Origin of the sequence: Sphingomonas sp. TX0543, assembly GCF_048565505.1 — a bacterium.
GTDB lineage: Bacteria > Pseudomonadota > Alphaproteobacteria > Sphingomonadales > Sphingomonadaceae > Sphingomonas.
The window spans coordinates 2,096,763-2,112,137 of the sequence record NZ_JBLZUS010000002.1; the positions used below are offsets into that span (position 1 = coordinate 2,096,763).

Sequence of the window (15,375 nt, forward strand, 5' to 3'; positions counted from 1 at the left end):
GTGGTGCACGCTGGCCGGCGAGGTTTCGCCCGCCGGCGCTTTTTCGTTTGGGCCGGATGAGAAGGGTTTTGGATGTTCGACAGCCTCAGTGATCGTCTTGGTGGTGTGTTCGATCGGCTGCGCGGCCGTGGCGCGCTGACCGAGGCCGACGTGCGCCAGGCGATGCGGGAGGTGCGCATCGCGCTGCTCGAGGCGGATGTGGCGCTGCCGGTCGCGCGCAAGTTCGTCGAGGATGCGACGGAAAAGGCGGTCGGGCAGAATGTGCTGCGCTCGATCACGCCGGGGCAGCAGGTCGTCAAGATCGTCAACGACGCGCTGGTCGAGATGCTCGGCGGCGCCAATCCGCAGGATGCCGCGCTCGATCTCAATGCGGCGCCGCCGGCTGTCATCATGATGGTGGGTCTGCAGGGCTCCGGCAAGACGACCACCACCGCTAAGATCGCCAGGTTGCTTGCGGGGAAGGAGCGCAAGAAGGTGCTGATGGCGTCGCTGGACGTCAATCGCCCGGCCGCGCAGGAGCAGCTGGCCACGCTCGGCAAGCAGATCGAGGTGCAGACGCTGCCAATCGTCGCCGGGCAGCAGCCGGTCGATATAGCGCGGCGGTCGTTGCAGGCGGCGAAGCTCCAGGGTTTCGACGTGCTGATGCTCGACACCGCCGGGCGCCTTCATGTCGATCAGGCGCTGATGGACGAGATGCAGGCCGTCGCGGAAATCGCGCGGCCGCAGGAAATCCTGCTCGTCGTCGATTCGCTGACCGGGCAGGATGCGGTCAACGTCGCGCAGAACTTCTCCCAGCAGGTGCCGCTGACGGGCGTGGTGCTGACCCGCATGGACGGCGATGCGCGTGGCGGCGCAGCACTGTCGATGCGGGCCGTTACCGGCAAGCCGATCAAGTTTGCAGGCACCGGCGAAAAGCTGGATGCGATCGAGCCTTTTCATCCCGAGCGTGTGGCCGGCCGCATCCTTGGCATGGGCGACGTGGTTTCGCTGGTTGAACGCGCGGCGGAGGCGATCCAGCAGGAAGACGCCGAGCGCATGGCGGCGCGGCTTTCCAAGGGCCAGTTCGACATGGACGATCTGCGTGGTCAGCTCGCCCAGATGCGCCGGATGGGCGGTCTTGGCGCGCTGGCGGGCATGATTCCGGGCATGAAGAAAGCGCAGCAGGCGATGGCCTCTGGCGCGGTCGACGAGAAGATCCTGCTGCGCATGGACGCGATGATAACCTCGATGACGCCAAAAGAGCGCGGCAAGCCCGAGCTTATCAACGCCAAGCGCAAGATCCGCATCGCCAAGGGCAGCGGGACGACCGTGCAGGACGTGAACAAGCTGCTCAAGATGCATCAGGAAATGTCCACCGCGATGAAGCGGATCAAGAAGATGGGCGGCCTCAAGGGCATGATGGCGATGCTCGGCAAGGGTGGCATGGGCGGCCTGGGCAACGCGCTCGGCGGCGCGGAACTGGGGGACATGCTGGGCAAGGCCGGTGCCGGCCTGCCGGGACTTCCCGGCGGTGCCGGAGGCCTTCCGCCAGGTTTCGGAAAATTCAAGAAGTAAGCATAACCAAGATAGTTGGAAGGAAGAAGTACCAATGGCTCTCAGCATTCGCCTGTCGCGTGGCGGCTCCAAGAAGCGTCCGTATTACCGCATCGTTGTTGCCGATGCGCGCAGCCCGCGTGACGGCAAGTTCATCGAGAAGATCGGTAATTATAACCCGCTGCTCGGGAAGGAAGACGAGAAGCGCGTCGTGCTCGACGCCGAGCGCGCGAAGCATTGGCTGGGCGTCGGCGCGCAGCCGACCGACCGGGTGGCGCGGTTCCTCGATGCGGCTGGCGTGCGTGAGCGCGCGGCGCGCAACAACCCGAACAAGGCCGAGCCGGGCGAGAAGGCCAAGGAGCGCGCCGAGGAGCGTGCCGAGAAGCTGAAGGCGGCGGAAGAAGCGGCGGCCGAGGCGGCCGCGGCACCCGCTCAGGAAGAGACGGCGGCTGAGGCCGAGGGCGTGGTCGCGGCAGAGGTCGAGGCTGCCACCGAGGAGCCGACCGCAGAGGCCGCGCAGGTCGCCGACGCGACGTCCGAGCAGTAAGCCCTGCAACGGATCGCGGCGGTCTCGTCGCGATCCGTCCGGCCAGCAAGATGAGCGAGAAACCGAAAACCGTATCGGAGCCTGATGTCGTGCTCGCCGTCATCATCGGCGCGCACGGAATTTCGGGAGAAGTGCGGCTAAAGGTATTCGCCGACGATCTGGATGCGCACCGGGCATTCAACGGCGGCACGCTGACGCTGAAATCCCTGCGGCACGGCTCGAATGGGGCGATCGCCCGCTTCGCCGAGGTGAATGACCGCAACCGCGCGGAGGCGCTCCGCGGCACGGAATTGTCCGTGCCGCGTTCGGCGCTCCCGCCGCTCGGCGAGGGCGAATATTATCACTGCGACCTGATCGGCCTTGCGGCGGTTTCCGCTGGCGGCGAGGCTCTAGGCCATGTGATCGCGATCGAGAATTTCGGTGCCGGCGACGTTATCGAGATCGAGCGCGACAACGGCAAGCGCTTCATGGTGCCGATGCGTGTGGACGCGGTGCCCGAATGGGATCATGAACGCCTGATCATCGCCCCGGCCTTCGTCGAAAGCTAGGCCATTGCCGCCGTCGCGGCGGCGCGCGATCAGATGCGCCGCCCAACGGAGTTCCTGCTGATGATTCGCCGTTCGATAGCTGCGCTCGCTCTTGTGACCAGCGCTGCCGTAGTGACCGCGCAGGAACGGCCCGCAAACCAGGCGGCGAAAGTAGCGACTCCCGGCGCGATCGATGCGATCGGGCCGCAACTGACCGCTTATTTCGACACGTGGATGAAGAACGCGCATGTGCCGGGGCTGGTGTTCGGGGTTGTCAGGGATGGCCGCCTCGTCGTGGTTCGCGGCCTCGGCGTACAGGATGTGGCCAGCGGTGTGCCGGTGACGGCGGACAGCAGCTTCCGTATTGCCTCGATGTCAAAGGCGTTCACCGCGCTCGCGATCCTCAAGCTGCGCGATGCAGGCAAGCTGTCGCTGGACGCGCCGGCGGAGCGTTACGTGCCGCAGATGGCCGGCTGGCGCTATCCGACCAAGGATTCGCCGCGCATCACCGTCGCAGATCTGCTCCACCACACCGCCGGCTTCGTCGAGGATAATCCCTGGGGCGACCGCCAACAGCCGCTTTCCGCTCAGGCGTTCACCTCAATGCTGAAAGCCGGTGTGCCGTTCGCGCGCGCGCCCGGCCTGAAGATGGAATATTCCAATTTCGGCTATGCCACGCTTGGCCGGATCGTCTCGAACGTCTCGGGTATGCCTTACGAGCGCTACATCCAGCGCGAGATTATGGCGCCGCTGGAGATGAAATCCACCGGCTATGACGTCATCAACATGCCGCAGCGGGGACGGGCGCTTGGCTATCGTTGGCAACAGGACGCAGCGGGACAAGGGGGCTGGGTGCGCGAGCCCGACATGGCAGACGGCGCGTTCGGCGCGATGGGCGGGGTGCAGACCAGCGCGCGAGACTATTGGCGCTGGGTTGCGTTTCTGCTGTCCGCGTGGCCGGCGCGGGACGATACGGATACCGGCCCGGTAAAGCGCGGCACGGTGCGGCAGATTGTCGAGGGCGCGAATTTCGTCGAGACGCGTGAGCGCCCGCCTTTTCTCGGCGCGCCGTGCCGGCAATCCTGGGCTTATGGCAAAGGCTGGTTCAATGTCGCCGACTGCGATCTCGGAAAGGTTCTGACTCACACCGGCGGGTATCCGGGATATGGATCCGTGGTTGCGCTTTTGCCGGAAGCGGGGGTGGGCGTGTTCGCCTTCGCCAACCGCACCTACGCTTCGCCCGTCCAACCGGCGTTTCAGGCGCTGATGACGCTACGCGCGGCCGGGCTGGCGAGCGATCGACCGTTGCAGGTTTCCGCCGGTCTCGCCCGTGCCTACGATGCGGCCAAGGCGAGCTGGCGCAGCGGCGATCCGGCCAGTGCACCGCTTGCCGTGAACGTGCCGCTCGATCGCGATCTCGCGCGTCGCCGCGCCGATATCGCGGCGTTGAAAGCCACAGTCGGCGCCTGCGCGATGAACGAGCCGATCGCGCCGCTCTCCGCGATGGAGGGTACATTCGTGTGGGCCTGCGCGAATGGCGCGGTGGCGGGCCGCGTCCAGCGCGCGCCGACCCCGGCGCTGAGCCTTCAGGTGCTGGAGTTCAAGCCCGCGCCATGACCTTCGATGCAACCGTCCTGACGCTCTATCCGGAGATGTTTCCCGGGCCGCTGGGCCAATCGCTGGCCGGGCGCGCGCTGGGCGAGGGGCGCTGGTCGCTGAATGCGGTCAACATCCGTGATTTCGCGACCGACCGGCACAAGTCGGTGGACGACACACCGGCCGGGGGCGGCGCGGGCATGGTGCTCCGCGCGGACGTGGTGGCGCGCGCGCTCGATCATGTCGCGGACGAGCGCCCCGTTCTGGCGATGACGCCGCGCGGCGCGCCGCTAACCCAGGCACGCGTACGCGCGCTCGCCGCCGGGCCGGGCGCGGTGATCCTCTGCGGCCGATTCGAGGGATTTGACGAGCGCTTGTTCGAGGCGCGGCCGATCGAGCAGGTCGCGATCGGCGATTACGTGCTGTCCGGCGGGGAGATGGGGGCGCTCGTTCTTCTCGATGCTTGCGTTCGGCTGCTTCCCGGCGTAATGGGCGCCGCTTCAAGCGGGGACGAGGAAAGCTTCGAAAGCGGCCTACTCGAATATCCGCATTATACCCGACCTTATGAATGGGAAGGGCGCAGGATCCCCGAAGTGCTGCGATCGGGGGATCATGCGAAGATCGCCGCCTGGCGGAAACGACGGGCGGAGGATGACACACGGCTAAGGCGGCCGGACCTTTGGGAACGTCACACTGGCGTTCGGGTCGGCCGCCCTCTGGCGCGCGGCGACGATTGAGGACGTTTCAGATGAATCTGATCCAGCAGCTCGAAGCCGAGCAGATCGAAAAGCTGACCGCGAAGCGCGCGATCCCCGAATTCCGCCCTGGCGATACGCTGAAGGTCGGTGTGAAGGTGATCGAGGGCGATCGCGCCCGTGTCCAGAATTACGAGGGCGTGTGCATCGCGCGCTCGAACAAGGGCATGGGTTCCAGCTTCACCGTGCGCAAGCTTTCGTTCGGTGAGGGCGTGGAGCGCGTTTTCCCGCTGTATTCGCCGAACATCGATTCGATCGAGGTGGTACGCAAGGGCGCGGTCCGTCGTGCCAAGCTGTATTACCTGCGTGGTCGCACCGGTAAGGCGGCGCGTATCGCCGAGCGTCGCGACAACCGTCAGGCCGCTGCGGCGGAGTGATTTCCACTTATCGCTGATGCGTCAGGGGCGCGGACGGGATGCCGTCCGCGCCTCTTTCTCGTTTTCCGGCCTTGTGTTTTCGCCTGCATCGCGCTTTCGCCGTTTCTTCAACGGAGAAAGATATGCGCGCATGGCCGCTTGCGATTGCCCTTGCCTGTTCCGCTGCCGCGCTGGCGTCCTCGGCCGTGGCTGAGACGATTGCCTCAGGCGGGCCGCTCACGCTGGAGCGCGTTTTCGGCAGCCCCGATCTGGCCGGCGCTCAGCCCCAGGCGCTGCGGCTCTCCCCTCAAGGCGACCTGCTCACAATGGTCCGCAACCGCCCGGACGAGCGAACCCGTTATGACCTGTGGGCGATCGACACGCGCACGGGCACGGAACGGATGCTGGTGGATTCCCGCAAGGTGGGCAGCGGCGCGGCGCTCTCCGAGGCGGAGAAGATGCAGCGCGAGCGTGATCGCAGCAAGACCGGCAAGACCGGCATTCTCGATTATGACTGGGCGCCGGACGGGCGCTCGCTGCTCGTGCCGATCGATGGCGAGTTGTTCCTGGCTGGCCTGGATGGCAGCGCTCGCCGGATCGAGGGAACGGCGGGAGCGCTCAATCCGCTGATCTCGCCACGCGGCGCTTTCCTGAGCTTCGTGCGCGATCAGAACCTGTGGGTGCAGCCGCTCGCCGGCGGCGCGGCGCGTGCGCTGACCAGCCGGGGCGGGGGTACCGTCCATTTCGGCGAGGCGGAGTTTGTCGCGCAGGAGGAGATGAACCGGCGCGCCGGCTATTGGTGGTCGCCCGACGAACGCCACATCGCGGTCGAACGCTTTGACGAGCAGCCGGTGAGGATCTTTACCCGCGCCGCGATCGGAGCGGCTGGCACCAGCATCGTCCAGCAACGCTATCCCGCCGCCGGCACGCCGAATGTGCTCGTCGAACTGTGGATAATGCGCGCCGACGGATCGGGGCGGGTGAAAGTTGATCTCGGGCGCGATCCCGACATCTATCTCGCGCGCGTGGACTGGACGCCGGACGGCTCGGCACTGCTCGTACAGCGCCAGAGCCGCGATCAGCGCACGCTCGATATGCTTCGCGTCGATCCGGCGACAGGCAAGGCGACAGTGATGTTCAGCGAAAAGGCTGGCGCAAAGAGCTGGGTCAACTTGTCCAGCGCCTATCGCGCGATGCCGGACGGCGGCCTGATCTGGCTGTCCGAACGCAGCGGCTTTGCGCATCTCTATCTTTGGAAAGCGGGCAAATGGACGCGGCTCACCAGCGGCGACTGGGTGGTGACCGGGCTGGTCGGGGTGGACGACGCTTCCGGGCGGATCTTCTTCACCGGCAATCGCGATGGCGTGCTGGAACAGCACCTCTACGCGCTCGATACCCGGACGCATGCGATCACACGCCTCACGCAGGCCGGCTGGTGGAACAGCGCCAGTGCCGACGGGGCCGCCTCGCGCTTCATCATCACGCGCTCCAACGCGGGCCAGCCGCCGCAAACCTATCTTGCCGACGCGACGGGCAAGCGGTTGTCATGGATCAACGAGAATGCGGTCGGCGGCGCGCACCCCTATGCCCCTTATCTTGCGGCGCAGCGACCGACCGAATTCGGCACGCTGAAGGCCGATGACGGAACGACACTCTACTGGAAGATGATCGCGCCGACGCTCGAACCAGGCAAAAAATATCCTGTGTTTTTCCAGCATTATGGCGGGCCGCACAGCCAGACCGTCTCGCGCGCCTGGAGCCCGCCACTGCTGCAATATCTCGCGCAACAGGGCTGGATCGTCTTCCAGCTCGATAATCGCGGCTCGCCCAATCGCGGCAAGAAGTTCGAGGATGCGATCTGGCACGCGATGGGCAGCGTGGAGGTTGCGGACCAGCTGGCCGGGGCGCGCTATCTCAAAACTTTGCCGTTCGTCGATGCTCAGAAGATCGCCACTTATGGCTGGTCTTATGGCGGCTATATGTCTTTGAAGATGCTGGAGAAGAATCCGGGCGTCTATGCTGCGGCCGTGGCTGGCGCTCCGGTTACAGACTGGGCGCTCTACGATACGCATTACACCGAGCGATACATGGGCGATCCAACGAAGGACGCCGCCGCCTATGCCGCGTCGAGCGCGCTGCCGGATGCGACGAAGATCCGCGATCCATTGCTGATCATGCATGGCATGGCGGACGACAACGTGTTCCTGGATAACACCACCGCACTGGCCGCGAAGCTGCAGGCGGCGGACATGAAGTTCGAGATGATGCTCTATCCGGGAAAGACGCACGGCGCGGTCCGGGACATCCATCCGTGGACGACGCTGCTCGAATTCCTCGACCGCGAGGTGAAGAACAAGCCGGCGCGATAACGGCGGCGCGATGCGATATCGCAGGAATCGGACGCGATCGTCGATCATCTCGCGCGCGTTCATTGCTGCGCACACGCCACCTGGCAGGCCAGCACGCACGATTAGAATAAGGTTGCTGGCGCGCGCGCAATCACTGTAGTGCCGCGCTGCAACAAGGAGTGAGTCATGGGTTATCGGGTGGTGGTTGCGGGTGCGACGGGCAATGTCGGGCGCGAGATGCTGAACATCCTCGCCGAGCGCGAATTCCCGGCGGACGAGATCGCGGTCGTCGCCAGTGCACGCTCCACCGGCGATCAGGTCGATTTCGGCGAGACCGGCCGCAAGCTGAAAGTCCAGAATATCGAGCATTTCGATCCCGCTGGCTGGGATATGGCGCTGTTCGCTATCGGCAGCGACGCCACCAGGATATATGCGCCGAAGTTCGCCGCGGCAGGGTGCACGGTGATCGACAATTCGTCGCTCTACCGCATGGACCCGGACGTGCCGCTGATCGTGCCTGAGGTAAATCCGCAGGCGATCGACGGCTACACCCGCAAGAACATCATCGCCAATCCCAACTGCTCGACTGCGCAGATGGTCGTCGCGCTGAAGCCGCTGCATGATGCCGCGACGATCAAGCGCGTCGTGGTCGCGACTTATCAGTCGGTGTCCGGCGCGGGCAAGGCGGGGATGGACGAGCTGTTCGAGCAGAGCCGCAACATCTTCGTGGGCGATCCGGCCGAGCCGAAGAAATTCACCAAGCAGATCGCGTTCAACGTGATTCCACACATCGACAGCTTCCTCGACGATGGCTCGACCAAGGAAGAGTGGAAGATGGTCGCGGAGACAAAGAAGATTTTGGATCCGAAGATCAAGGTGACGGCGACGTGCGTACGCGTGCCGGTGTTCGTCGGCCATTCGGAGGCGATCAACATCGAGTTCGCGAACGAGATTTCCGCTGTCGAGGCACAGAATATCCTGCGTGAGGCGCCGGGAGTGATGCTGATCGACAAGCGCGAGGATGGCGGGTACGTTACGCCGATCGAGTGCGTTGGTGACTACGCGACTTTCATCAGCCGCGTACGTGAGGATTCCACCGTGGATAACGGACTGTCGCTTTGGTGCGTCAGCGATAACCTGCGCAAGGGCGCGGCGTTGAACGCGGTGCAGATCGCCGAATTGCTCGGCCGTCGGCATCTGAAGAAGGCGGGATGACGATCACTGGCGGCTGTCGCTGCGGCGCCTGCCGCTACGAGCTCGCGCTCGATGCGCTGCCGCCGGTCTATGCCTGCCATTGTCATATCTGTCAGCGTGCGTCAGGCAGCGCTTTCAGCCTGCAGGCGCTCGTTCCCGAATCCGGTTTGCACGTCGCTGGGCCGATCGTTGTTCACGAGATCACGACCGAGGACCGGACCTCGATCCAGCGCTTTTGCGGCACCTGCCATTCGCGGATTTATAATACCAACACGCGCCGGCCCGGTGTCGCGGTGGTTCGCGCCGGCACACTCGATCGCTCCGAGGAGCTGGAGTGTCGCGCGCACATCTTCACGCATTATCGACAGGCCTGGGTGACGTTGCCCGGCGACGTTCCGCAATGGCCGGAGATGGCGCCGCCCGCCGAGTTCATGGCCGCGCTCACCGGCTGAGGCGACACCTTATTCGGAATGGATCACCTCAAGCCGGCCCTTGGGCTTCTTGAGCAGCAGCACGAGCGGAATGGCGGCAATGCTGATCCAGCTCATGAGATAGAAATCGTCGATATAGGCGATCATCGCTGCCTGCTTGTTTATCATCGCATCTGCGAACGCGAACACACTGTCGCCAAGGCTGCCCAACTGGTCGATCTCGCTCAGGTTGATTGCGGGCATCTTGTCCTGCGTCACATGCTGGACGAGATCGGCGTGGCTCACCTGGATATTGCGGGCGAGCATAACCGTCACCATCGAAATGCCGGCGGACTGGCCGATCGAGCGCATCAGGTTCAGCAGACTTGCGCCATCGGTACGGTAACGATTGTCGAGCGTGGCGAATGCCAGCGCGTTCATCGGCATGAACACCAGCCCCATGCCAAGGCCCTGGATAAATCCCGAAATGACGACAGGCCAAAAATCCATCTGCAGGGAATAGCCGGCCATCTGGCGCAGCGAGAGCGCGAATATCCCCAGCCCGAACATGATTACCAGGCGGGTATCGACCCGACCCATCAGCCGCCCCGCGAGCCACATGGTGAAGAGCACGCCCACGCCGCGCGGCGCCATCATCAGCCCCGTGTCGATCACGGGATAGCCGAAAAGCTGCTGGAGCATCGGCGGCAGCAGCGCCATCGGCGCCATTGTCGAAACGCCGATCACCACCATGAAGAACATGCCGGTGACCAGATTGCGATTGCCGAAGAGATGCCGGTCGAACAGCGGCTTCTTCGCAGTGGCGAGATGAACGATACCCATCCACGCGAACGCAGCGGCGATCATGCCTTCGGCCACGATTTCCCAGCTCGAAAACCAGTCCCGGTCCTGGCCGCGATCGAGCATGAGCTGGAACGAGGCGACGGCGATACCGATAAAGAGAAACCCGAGCCAGTCGAACGAGCGATGCGCGCGCGGGCGCGACGGCAGCAGGAACCACAATATTCCGAACGTCACCGCGCCAACCGGCACGTTGACGTAAAATACCCAGCGCCAGTTGTAGCTTTCGGTTAGCCAACCGCCGATCACCGGGCCCATGATCGGCCCTACCATCACGCCCATTCCCCAGACGCTCATCGCCTTCGCCGCATTTTCCGGCGAATTGATATCAAGCATGGACGTTTGCGACAGCGGGTTGATGAAGGCGGCGAAGATCCCCTGCAGGATGCGGAATACCACCATTTCCTCCAGGCTCACGGCGGTGCCGCATGCCATCGAGGCGAGGATGAACCCGCCGACCGCGATCAGGAACAGATTGCGGCTGCCCAATCGGTCGGAAAGCCAGCCGGTCGCTGGCAGCGCGATCGCGGTGGCGACGATGTAGCTCGTCAATACCCAGGTGACCGTATCGGCAGTCGCGCCGAGGCTGGTTTCCATATGCGGCAGCGCGACATTGGCGATGGTAGTGTCGAGGATCTGCATGATCATCGCCCCCATCACGCCGATGGTCAGGATACCGCGATGCCTGACGGGCAACAGCGGCTGACCGGGCGGGGTGGCGATCGGCGGGTTTCCGGCCGGAGCGGCGGCGGACGCCATCAGCGATCCTTCGTGTCGATCTTCACGTCAGTGGAAAGCCCGGCGATCATCGCGCGCGGCGGTTTTCCATCGATCGCGATCCGTACCGGTACGCGCTGTGTCACCTTCACCCAGTTGCCGGTCGCATTCTGCGCCGGCAGCACCGAAAACTCGCTCCCGGTGCCGGCGCCGATCGACTGCACCCGGCCCTTCACCTTGAGGCCGGGATAGGCATCGAACGACAGCTCGGCCGGCTGGCCGACGCGCATATGGTTCAGATCGGTTTCCTTGAAATTCGCCTCGACCCATGCCTGCTGACTGACGACCAGGCTCAGCGCCGGAACACCGGAGGGGGTGATATTGCCGACCTGCAAACGCCCCGTCTGGCTCACGACGCCGCTCTTCGGCGCGCGAACAACGCTCCGCTCGAGATCATATGCCGCCTTCTCGCGTTTCGCGAGCGCGACCTGGATCGCGGCCGGCTGACCCGATCCCCCGCCGGAGCCGAGTTGCTGGCGCGCGCGCGCCGCCGCCGCATCGGCCGTCGCCAGTTTCGCCTTCGCCGCCGCCACGCCCTGTGTAGCGGCGTCGAATGCCGCGCGTGTGGTGAAGCCCTGCTTCATCAACGCCGCCTGCCGTCCGTACGTCGCCTGCGCCAGCGTCAGTTCGGCACGGGCATTCTGGATATCGGCGGCTGCGCTGCCGGTATCGGTCGCCATCGTGGAAACCTGCACCCGCGCGGTAGCCAGATCGGCATCCGCTTGCGCCAGCGCGATACGATAGGGCTCGGGATCGATGCGGAACAGGATATCGCCGGCCTTCACCGGCTGGTTCTCGCGCACGTCGACCTCGACGATACGGCCGGATACGTCCGGGCTGATCGATATCATGTCCTGCCGAACATAGGCATTGTCGGTGGAAATATACCGGCCGGACGTGAGATAGAAATATCCGCCGATCGCGACGATCAGCAGCGGTATGCCGAGCATCAGCACCAGCCGAGGCAACCCGCGACGCTTCGCCGGAACATCCTGGTTTGCAAGAACCGACATTTCGCTGTCGGCCGCGAATGCGCGTTTGGGGTCTGCGTCAGCCATGAGCGACGCCTTTCTGTGGTTGCGGTGCGTCGGCAAGGTTCTCGCGAATCCGGTTCAGCACCTCGGAAAGCTGCGCGATAGTTTCTTCCGGGATGCCGCGCAGCGCCTGCGCGGTAAGCTCCGCACCGCGCCCGCGCAGCTCATCGAGAACAGGATGGGCCTTGTCCGTCAGGAACAATTGCCAGGCACGTCGATCGTTTGGATCTCGGCGGCGTTCGACCAGGCCGGATTCCTCCAACCGGTCGATCAGCCGGCACAATGTTATTGGCTCCACCTCAAGGATATCGGCAAGGCCGCCCTGATTGATGCCCTCCTGCCGACTGATGCCCAGCAACGCCTTCCACTGTGTCCGGGTTGCGCCGAGCGTCCGCGCGCGCTCGTCGAAACGGCGGCGCAACAGGCGAGAGGTGTCGCTGAGCAGGAAACCGAATGTCTCTGTCATGCCTCGCATATAATAAGCATGCTTATATAATGGAAGCGCGGGATCATGACAAAGTGGCAATATTTCTGCCGTTGTTTGCCCGGCTTGCGTTGCAGCCGCCGCGACGAATATCAAGCGACGATGTATCGATGGCCATCAGCAGGTGAAAATGCCCCCGAGTGAGACACGCTTTTTCGACAGTTTCGATGGCGTCCGCCTGGCATGGCGAGAGATGGGCGAGGGGCGGCCGGTTGTTCTGATCCACGGCTATTTTTCCGACGCCCAGACCAACTGGATCCGGTACGGCCAGGCGGCAGCGATCGCCGCGAGCGGTTTTCGCGTCATCATGCCGGATCTGAGGGCGCATGGCGAAAGCGCGAAGCCGCACGAAATCGGCGCCTATCCGCCTGATGCGTTGACGAAAGACGGGCATGCGCTGATCGCGCACCTGGGTCTTACCGATTACGACCTCGGGGGCTATTCGCTCGGCGCGCGCACCACCTCACGGATGCTTGCTACGGGGGCCACACCGCGCCGGATCGTCTTTGCTGGAATGGGGCTGGATGGTCTTACGTCTGCCGAGCGGCGCGCAGACCATTTCCGAAACATTCTCAATAACCTCGGCAAGCATCAGCGCGGAAGCGCCGAGTGGATGGCGGAGGCGTTTCTCAAAACCACCGGCGGCGATCCGATAGCGCTGCTCAATGTCATTGACACTTTTGTCAGCACCCCAGTCGAGGTGGTAAGTGGGTTCGCCTGGCCCGCGCTGTGCGTGAACGGGGTGGACGATCATGATAACGGGTCCGCCGCAGCATTGGCCAATGCCTTGCCCGACGCCAAGTACGTCGAGATTCCCGGCAACCACATGAGCGCCGTCACCAAACCGGAGCTTGGCCGCGCGATCGCCGGGTTTCTCGCCGCCTGATTTTCCGCTCAGCCCTTGTCAGGGATCGAATTCTCATCCGCGATCCCCGCGCGGAACGAGGCTGAGCTGTCGGTCCCGTCCGGGCTATGCGCGCCGCCGCTCGAATTCGCTTTCTTCGAGGTTGAGCCGCGCAGGGAAAGGAGCGCCGCGGTTGCCGCCGCACCGACCATGGCGAGGCTGCCGGCGATCGCGGCGGTGCCCCATTTGCCGCCAGCCTTCTCGCCGCCCTTGGAGTCGCGGCCGGCGCCACTCGATTTGCGGGCTTTCGGCGTCGCCGTCTTGCCGTTCGGCTTTGGCTTGGCGGCGGGTCTGGCGGCTTTGGCTGCGCCAGCGCCCGTTGCCTCGCCGCGCGATCTCGTAATCGATTTGGCCGCCGGTTTTGCAGCAGTTGCCGGCGCTTGCTTCGCTTTCGTCGACGTCGGCGTGGCGGCCGGCTTCGGCGCGCTCGTTTTGCGCGGCGCGCGCCGCGGCGTCGCAGCACGAGGAGCGGCGGCGGGTTTGGTTGTTTCCGGCGTGTCGGCCATGCGCATTCTCCCTGAAATCAATTCGTGGATCGATCAACGCACGGCCGCCCCGCTCGTTGCGTCAGCGGAAGGGCGGCTCGTTGAACGCCCGCAGCTTGCGGCTGTGCAACCGCGCGCCTTCGCGATGCAATTCTTCGCAGGTTTCGATCCCGATCCGCATATGCTCGCTGATCGCGCGCTCGTAGAAGCGGTTGGCCTGCCCCGGCAGCTTCAGCTCGCCGTGCAGGGGCTTGTCGGATACGCACAGCAACGTGCCATAGGGCACGCGGAAGCGATAACCTTGCGCCGCGATCGTGGCGGATTCCATATCGATCCCGACTGCCCGGCTGAGCGAGAAGCGCAGGGCCGAGCGGCTGTAGCGCAATTCCCAGTTGCGGTCGTCGGTGGTGACGATCGTGCCGGTCCGCAGCCGCCGCTTCAGCTCCTCGCCGGATTGCCCCGAAACCGATGCGGCGGCATGGGCGAGCGCAAGCTGGACCTCCGCGATCGCCGGCACCGGGATTTCGGGCGGGAGCACATCGTCCAGCACGTGATCGTCACGCAGATATGCGTGGGCGAGCACGTAATCGCCGATCCGCTGCGACGGGCGCAGGCCTCCGCAATGTCCGATCATCAGCCACGCATCGGGGCGCAATACCGCGAGGTGATCAGTGATCGTCTTGGCGTTCGACGGGCCGACGCCGATGTTGACAAGCGTGATTCCGCTGCGATCCGGCGCGATCAGGTGATAGGCCGGCATCTGGAGCCGCCGCCACGCGCTGTCGTCAAGCATCGCGGGGTCATCCCCGGGACGGAACATCACGCCGCCCGGCCCGGAGAGCGCGGTAAAGCGCGAATCGCCATCGACCTGCGCTACCGACCAGCGGACGAATTCGTCGACATAGCGGTGGTAGTTGGTGAACAGCACATAACGCTGCACATGTTCCGGCGGGGTGCCGGTGTAATGGCGCAGCCGCGCGAGGCTGAAATCGGTGCGCAGCCCGTCGAACAGGGCCAGCGGGCGCGTTTCGTCCGATGCCGTCCACAGGCCGTCCGCGATCTCGTCGCCGATGTGCGCCAGTTCGGTCGCCGGGAAGAAGCGCGCGAGCTCGGCGGCGGAAACCTCGTCCAGCCCCAGCGCGTGGCCGGGATCGAGCACATATGGGAACGGGATTTCCGTCCGCCCCGCGACCGCCTGCACATCGACGTCGTAATCCTCGAGCAACAAGGTAAGCTGCTCGGTGAGATAGTCGGCGAAGATCGCGGGCTTGGTCACGCTGATGCGATATTCGCCCGGCGTCACCAGCCGGCCGAACGAGCGCAGCGGGGTAGGCCGGTCGTCCTGCCCGCGATAGCGCAGGTGGATTTCGGGATAGGCGAACGATCCGTCCCGCCGCGCTTCCGGCGCGGGGGGCGTGCCGTCGGTGAGATACCGGGTCAGGGCCTGCTGCAGCCGGCTGACGGAAGCAGTGTAGAGCCGGTCGAGCTCGGAGACGATTTCTGATGCGATCATCACGAGCGGATAAAGCGTGGACGTTACCGTGGCAAGACGACGCCAGCTGGC

The 15,375-nt window shown here is 64.7% G+C and carries 14 protein-coding genes and 1 pseudogene; 10 read left to right on the top strand and 5 right to left on the bottom strand.

From position 1 onward, the window contains the following. The first annotated feature begins 72 nt into the window (after window positions 1–72). The 9 genes and pseudogenes from ffh to ACM61V_RS10755 all read left to right on the top strand — a co-directional run bounded on the left by ffh (window position 73) and on the right by ACM61V_RS10755 (window position 9,308). On the top strand, window positions 73–1,554 hold the full coding sequence (ffh, locus tag ACM61V_RS10715) for a signal recognition particle protein (RefSeq protein ID WP_137786037.1): 1,482 nt from the start codon (window positions 73–75) through the stop codon (window positions 1,552–1,554). A gap of 34 nt (window positions 1,555–1,588) precedes the next feature. Next, a complete protein-coding gene (rpsP, locus tag ACM61V_RS10720; RefSeq protein WP_137786038.1) occupies window positions 1,589–2,080 on the top strand; it encodes a 30S ribosomal protein S16 in 492 nt (163 codons plus the stop codon). A 50-nt stretch (window positions 2,081–2,130) separates the two neighbouring features. Continuing rightward, window positions 2,131–2,628 carry a ribosome maturation factor RimM gene (gene rimM / locus ACM61V_RS10725; protein ID WP_137786039.1) on the top strand — a complete coding sequence of 166 codons (498 nt, stop codon included), beginning with the start codon at window positions 2,131–2,133 and terminating at the stop codon, window positions 2,626–2,628. Window positions 2,629–2,688: 60 nt separating this feature from the next. After that, on the top strand, window positions 2,689–4,224 hold the full coding sequence (locus tag ACM61V_RS10730) for a serine hydrolase domain-containing protein (protein ID WP_171007512.1): 1,536 nt from the start codon (window positions 2,689–2,691) through the stop codon (window positions 4,222–4,224). Further along, a pseudogene (gene trmD, locus ACM61V_RS10735) lies at window positions 4,221–4,942 on the top strand (tRNA (guanosine(37)-N1)-methyltransferase TrmD); the annotation flags it as partial. The gene ACM61V_RS10730 and the pseudogene trmD, both read left to right, overlap by 4 nt. A gap of 9 nt (window positions 4,943–4,951) precedes the next feature. After that, window positions 4,952–5,335: a 50S ribosomal protein L19 gene (gene rplS / locus ACM61V_RS10740; RefSeq protein WP_137786042.1), complete on the top strand. Its 384-nt coding sequence runs from the start codon at window positions 4,952–4,954 to the stop codon at window positions 5,333–5,335. Window positions 5,336–5,457: 122 nt separating this feature from the next. Then, window positions 5,458–7,683 carry a S9 family peptidase gene (locus tag ACM61V_RS10745; protein ID WP_137786043.1) on the top strand — a complete coding sequence of 742 codons (2,226 nt, stop codon included), beginning with the start codon at window positions 5,458–5,460 and terminating at the stop codon, window positions 7,681–7,683. A 165-nt stretch (window positions 7,684–7,848) separates the two neighbouring features. After that, window positions 7,849–8,877, top strand: coding sequence for an aspartate-semialdehyde dehydrogenase (locus ACM61V_RS10750; protein ID WP_137786044.1), 1,029 nt, complete (start codon window positions 7,849–7,851; stop codon window positions 8,875–8,877). Then, window positions 8,874–9,308 (top strand): GFA family protein, encoded by a 435-nt coding sequence (locus ACM61V_RS10755; protein WP_137786045.1) that lies wholly within the window; start codon window positions 8,874–8,876, stop codon window positions 9,306–9,308. Before ACM61V_RS10750 ends, ACM61V_RS10755 begins: the two co-directional genes overlap by 4 nt. A 9-nt stretch (window positions 9,309–9,317) precedes the next feature. Here ACM61V_RS10755 and ACM61V_RS10760 read toward each other — a convergent pair whose 3' ends face one another. Genes ACM61V_RS10760 through ACM61V_RS10770 form a run of 3 tightly spaced genes read right to left on the bottom strand, consistent with a single transcriptional unit; the run spans window position 9,318 to window position 12,404 of the window. Continuing rightward, window positions 9,318–10,886, bottom strand: a complete 1,569-nt coding sequence (locus tag ACM61V_RS10760; RefSeq protein WP_137786046.1) for a DHA2 family efflux MFS transporter permease subunit — start codon at window positions 10,884–10,886, stop codon at window positions 9,318–9,320. Continuing rightward, window positions 10,886–11,962 carry an HlyD family secretion protein gene (locus tag ACM61V_RS10765; RefSeq protein WP_137786047.1) on the bottom strand — a complete coding sequence of 359 codons (1,077 nt, stop codon included), beginning with the start codon at window positions 11,960–11,962 and terminating at the stop codon, window positions 10,886–10,888. The genes ACM61V_RS10760 and ACM61V_RS10765 overlap by 1 nt, the downstream gene beginning before the upstream one ends. Next, window positions 11,955–12,404, bottom strand: a complete 450-nt coding sequence (locus ACM61V_RS10770; RefSeq protein WP_171007513.1) for a MarR family winged helix-turn-helix transcriptional regulator — start codon at window positions 12,402–12,404, stop codon at window positions 11,955–11,957. The genes ACM61V_RS10765 and ACM61V_RS10770 overlap by 8 nt, the downstream gene beginning before the upstream one ends. Window positions 12,405–12,552: 148 nt before the next feature. Here ACM61V_RS10770 and ACM61V_RS10775 point away from each other — a divergent pair, with 148 nt between their 5' ends. Continuing rightward, window positions 12,553–13,308, top strand: coding sequence for an alpha/beta fold hydrolase (locus tag ACM61V_RS10775; protein WP_419714262.1), 756 nt, complete (start codon window positions 12,553–12,555; stop codon window positions 13,306–13,308). Between the two features lie 8 nt (window positions 13,309–13,316). Here the strand turns inward: ACM61V_RS10775 and ACM61V_RS10780 are convergent, their stop codons facing one another. Together ACM61V_RS10780 and ACM61V_RS10785 are read right to left on the bottom strand one after the other, a co-directional pair. Next, on the bottom strand, window positions 13,317–13,832 hold the full coding sequence (locus ACM61V_RS10780) for a hypothetical protein (protein WP_137786050.1): 516 nt from the start codon (window positions 13,830–13,832) through the stop codon (window positions 13,317–13,319). Between the two features lie 61 nt (window positions 13,833–13,893). Continuing rightward, window positions 13,894–15,324 carry an AMP nucleosidase gene (locus tag ACM61V_RS10785; RefSeq protein WP_171007515.1) on the bottom strand — a complete coding sequence of 477 codons (1,431 nt, stop codon included), beginning with the start codon at window positions 15,322–15,324 and terminating at the stop codon, window positions 13,894–13,896. Between the last annotated feature and the right edge of the window lie 51 nt (window positions 15,325–15,375).

Bases quoted from the DNA above. Each gene is read 5' to 3' on its own strand.
- ffh (WP_137786037.1), top strand. From the start codon at position 73: ATGTTCGACAGCCTCAGTGATCGTCTTGGTGGTGTGTTCGATCGGCTG.
- rpsP (WP_137786038.1), top strand. From the start codon at position 1,589: ATGGCTCTCAGCATTCGCCTGTCGCGTGGCGGCTCCAAGAAGCGTCCG.
- rimM (WP_137786039.1), top strand. From the start codon at position 2,131: ATGAGCGAGAAACCGAAAACCGTATCGGAGCCTGATGTCGTGCTCGCC.
- ACM61V_RS10730 (WP_171007512.1), top strand. From the start codon at position 2,689: ATGATTCGCCGTTCGATAGCTGCGCTCGCTCTTGTGACCAGCGCTGCC.
- rplS (WP_137786042.1), top strand. From the start codon at position 4,952: ATGAATCTGATCCAGCAGCTCGAAGCCGAGCAGATCGAAAAGCTGACC.
- ACM61V_RS10745 (WP_137786043.1), top strand. From the start codon at position 5,458: ATGCGCGCATGGCCGCTTGCGATTGCCCTTGCCTGTTCCGCTGCCGCG.
- ACM61V_RS10750 (WP_137786044.1), top strand. From the start codon at position 7,849: ATGGGTTATCGGGTGGTGGTTGCGGGTGCGACGGGCAATGTCGGGCGC.
- ACM61V_RS10755 (WP_137786045.1), top strand. From the start codon at position 8,874: ATGACGATCACTGGCGGCTGTCGCTGCGGCGCCTGCCGCTACGAGCTC.
- ACM61V_RS10760 (WP_137786046.1), bottom strand. From the start codon at position 10,886: ATGGCGTCCGCCGCCGCTCCGGCCGGAAACCCGCCGATCGCCACCCCG.
- ACM61V_RS10765 (WP_137786047.1), bottom strand. From the start codon at position 11,962: ATGGCTGACGCAGACCCCAAACGCGCATTCGCGGCCGACAGCGAAATG.
- ACM61V_RS10770 (WP_171007513.1), bottom strand. From the start codon at position 12,404: ATGACAGAGACATTCGGTTTCCTGCTCAGCGACACCTCTCGCCTGTTG.
- ACM61V_RS10775 (WP_419714262.1), top strand. From the start codon at position 12,553: ATGCCCCCGAGTGAGACACGCTTTTTCGACAGTTTCGATGGCGTCCGC.
- ACM61V_RS10780 (WP_137786050.1), bottom strand. From the start codon at position 13,832: ATGGCCGACACGCCGGAAACAACCAAACCCGCCGCCGCTCCTCGTGCT.
- ACM61V_RS10785 (WP_171007515.1), bottom strand. From the start codon at position 15,324: ATGATCGCATCAGAAATCGTCTCCGAGCTCGACCGGCTCTACACTGCT.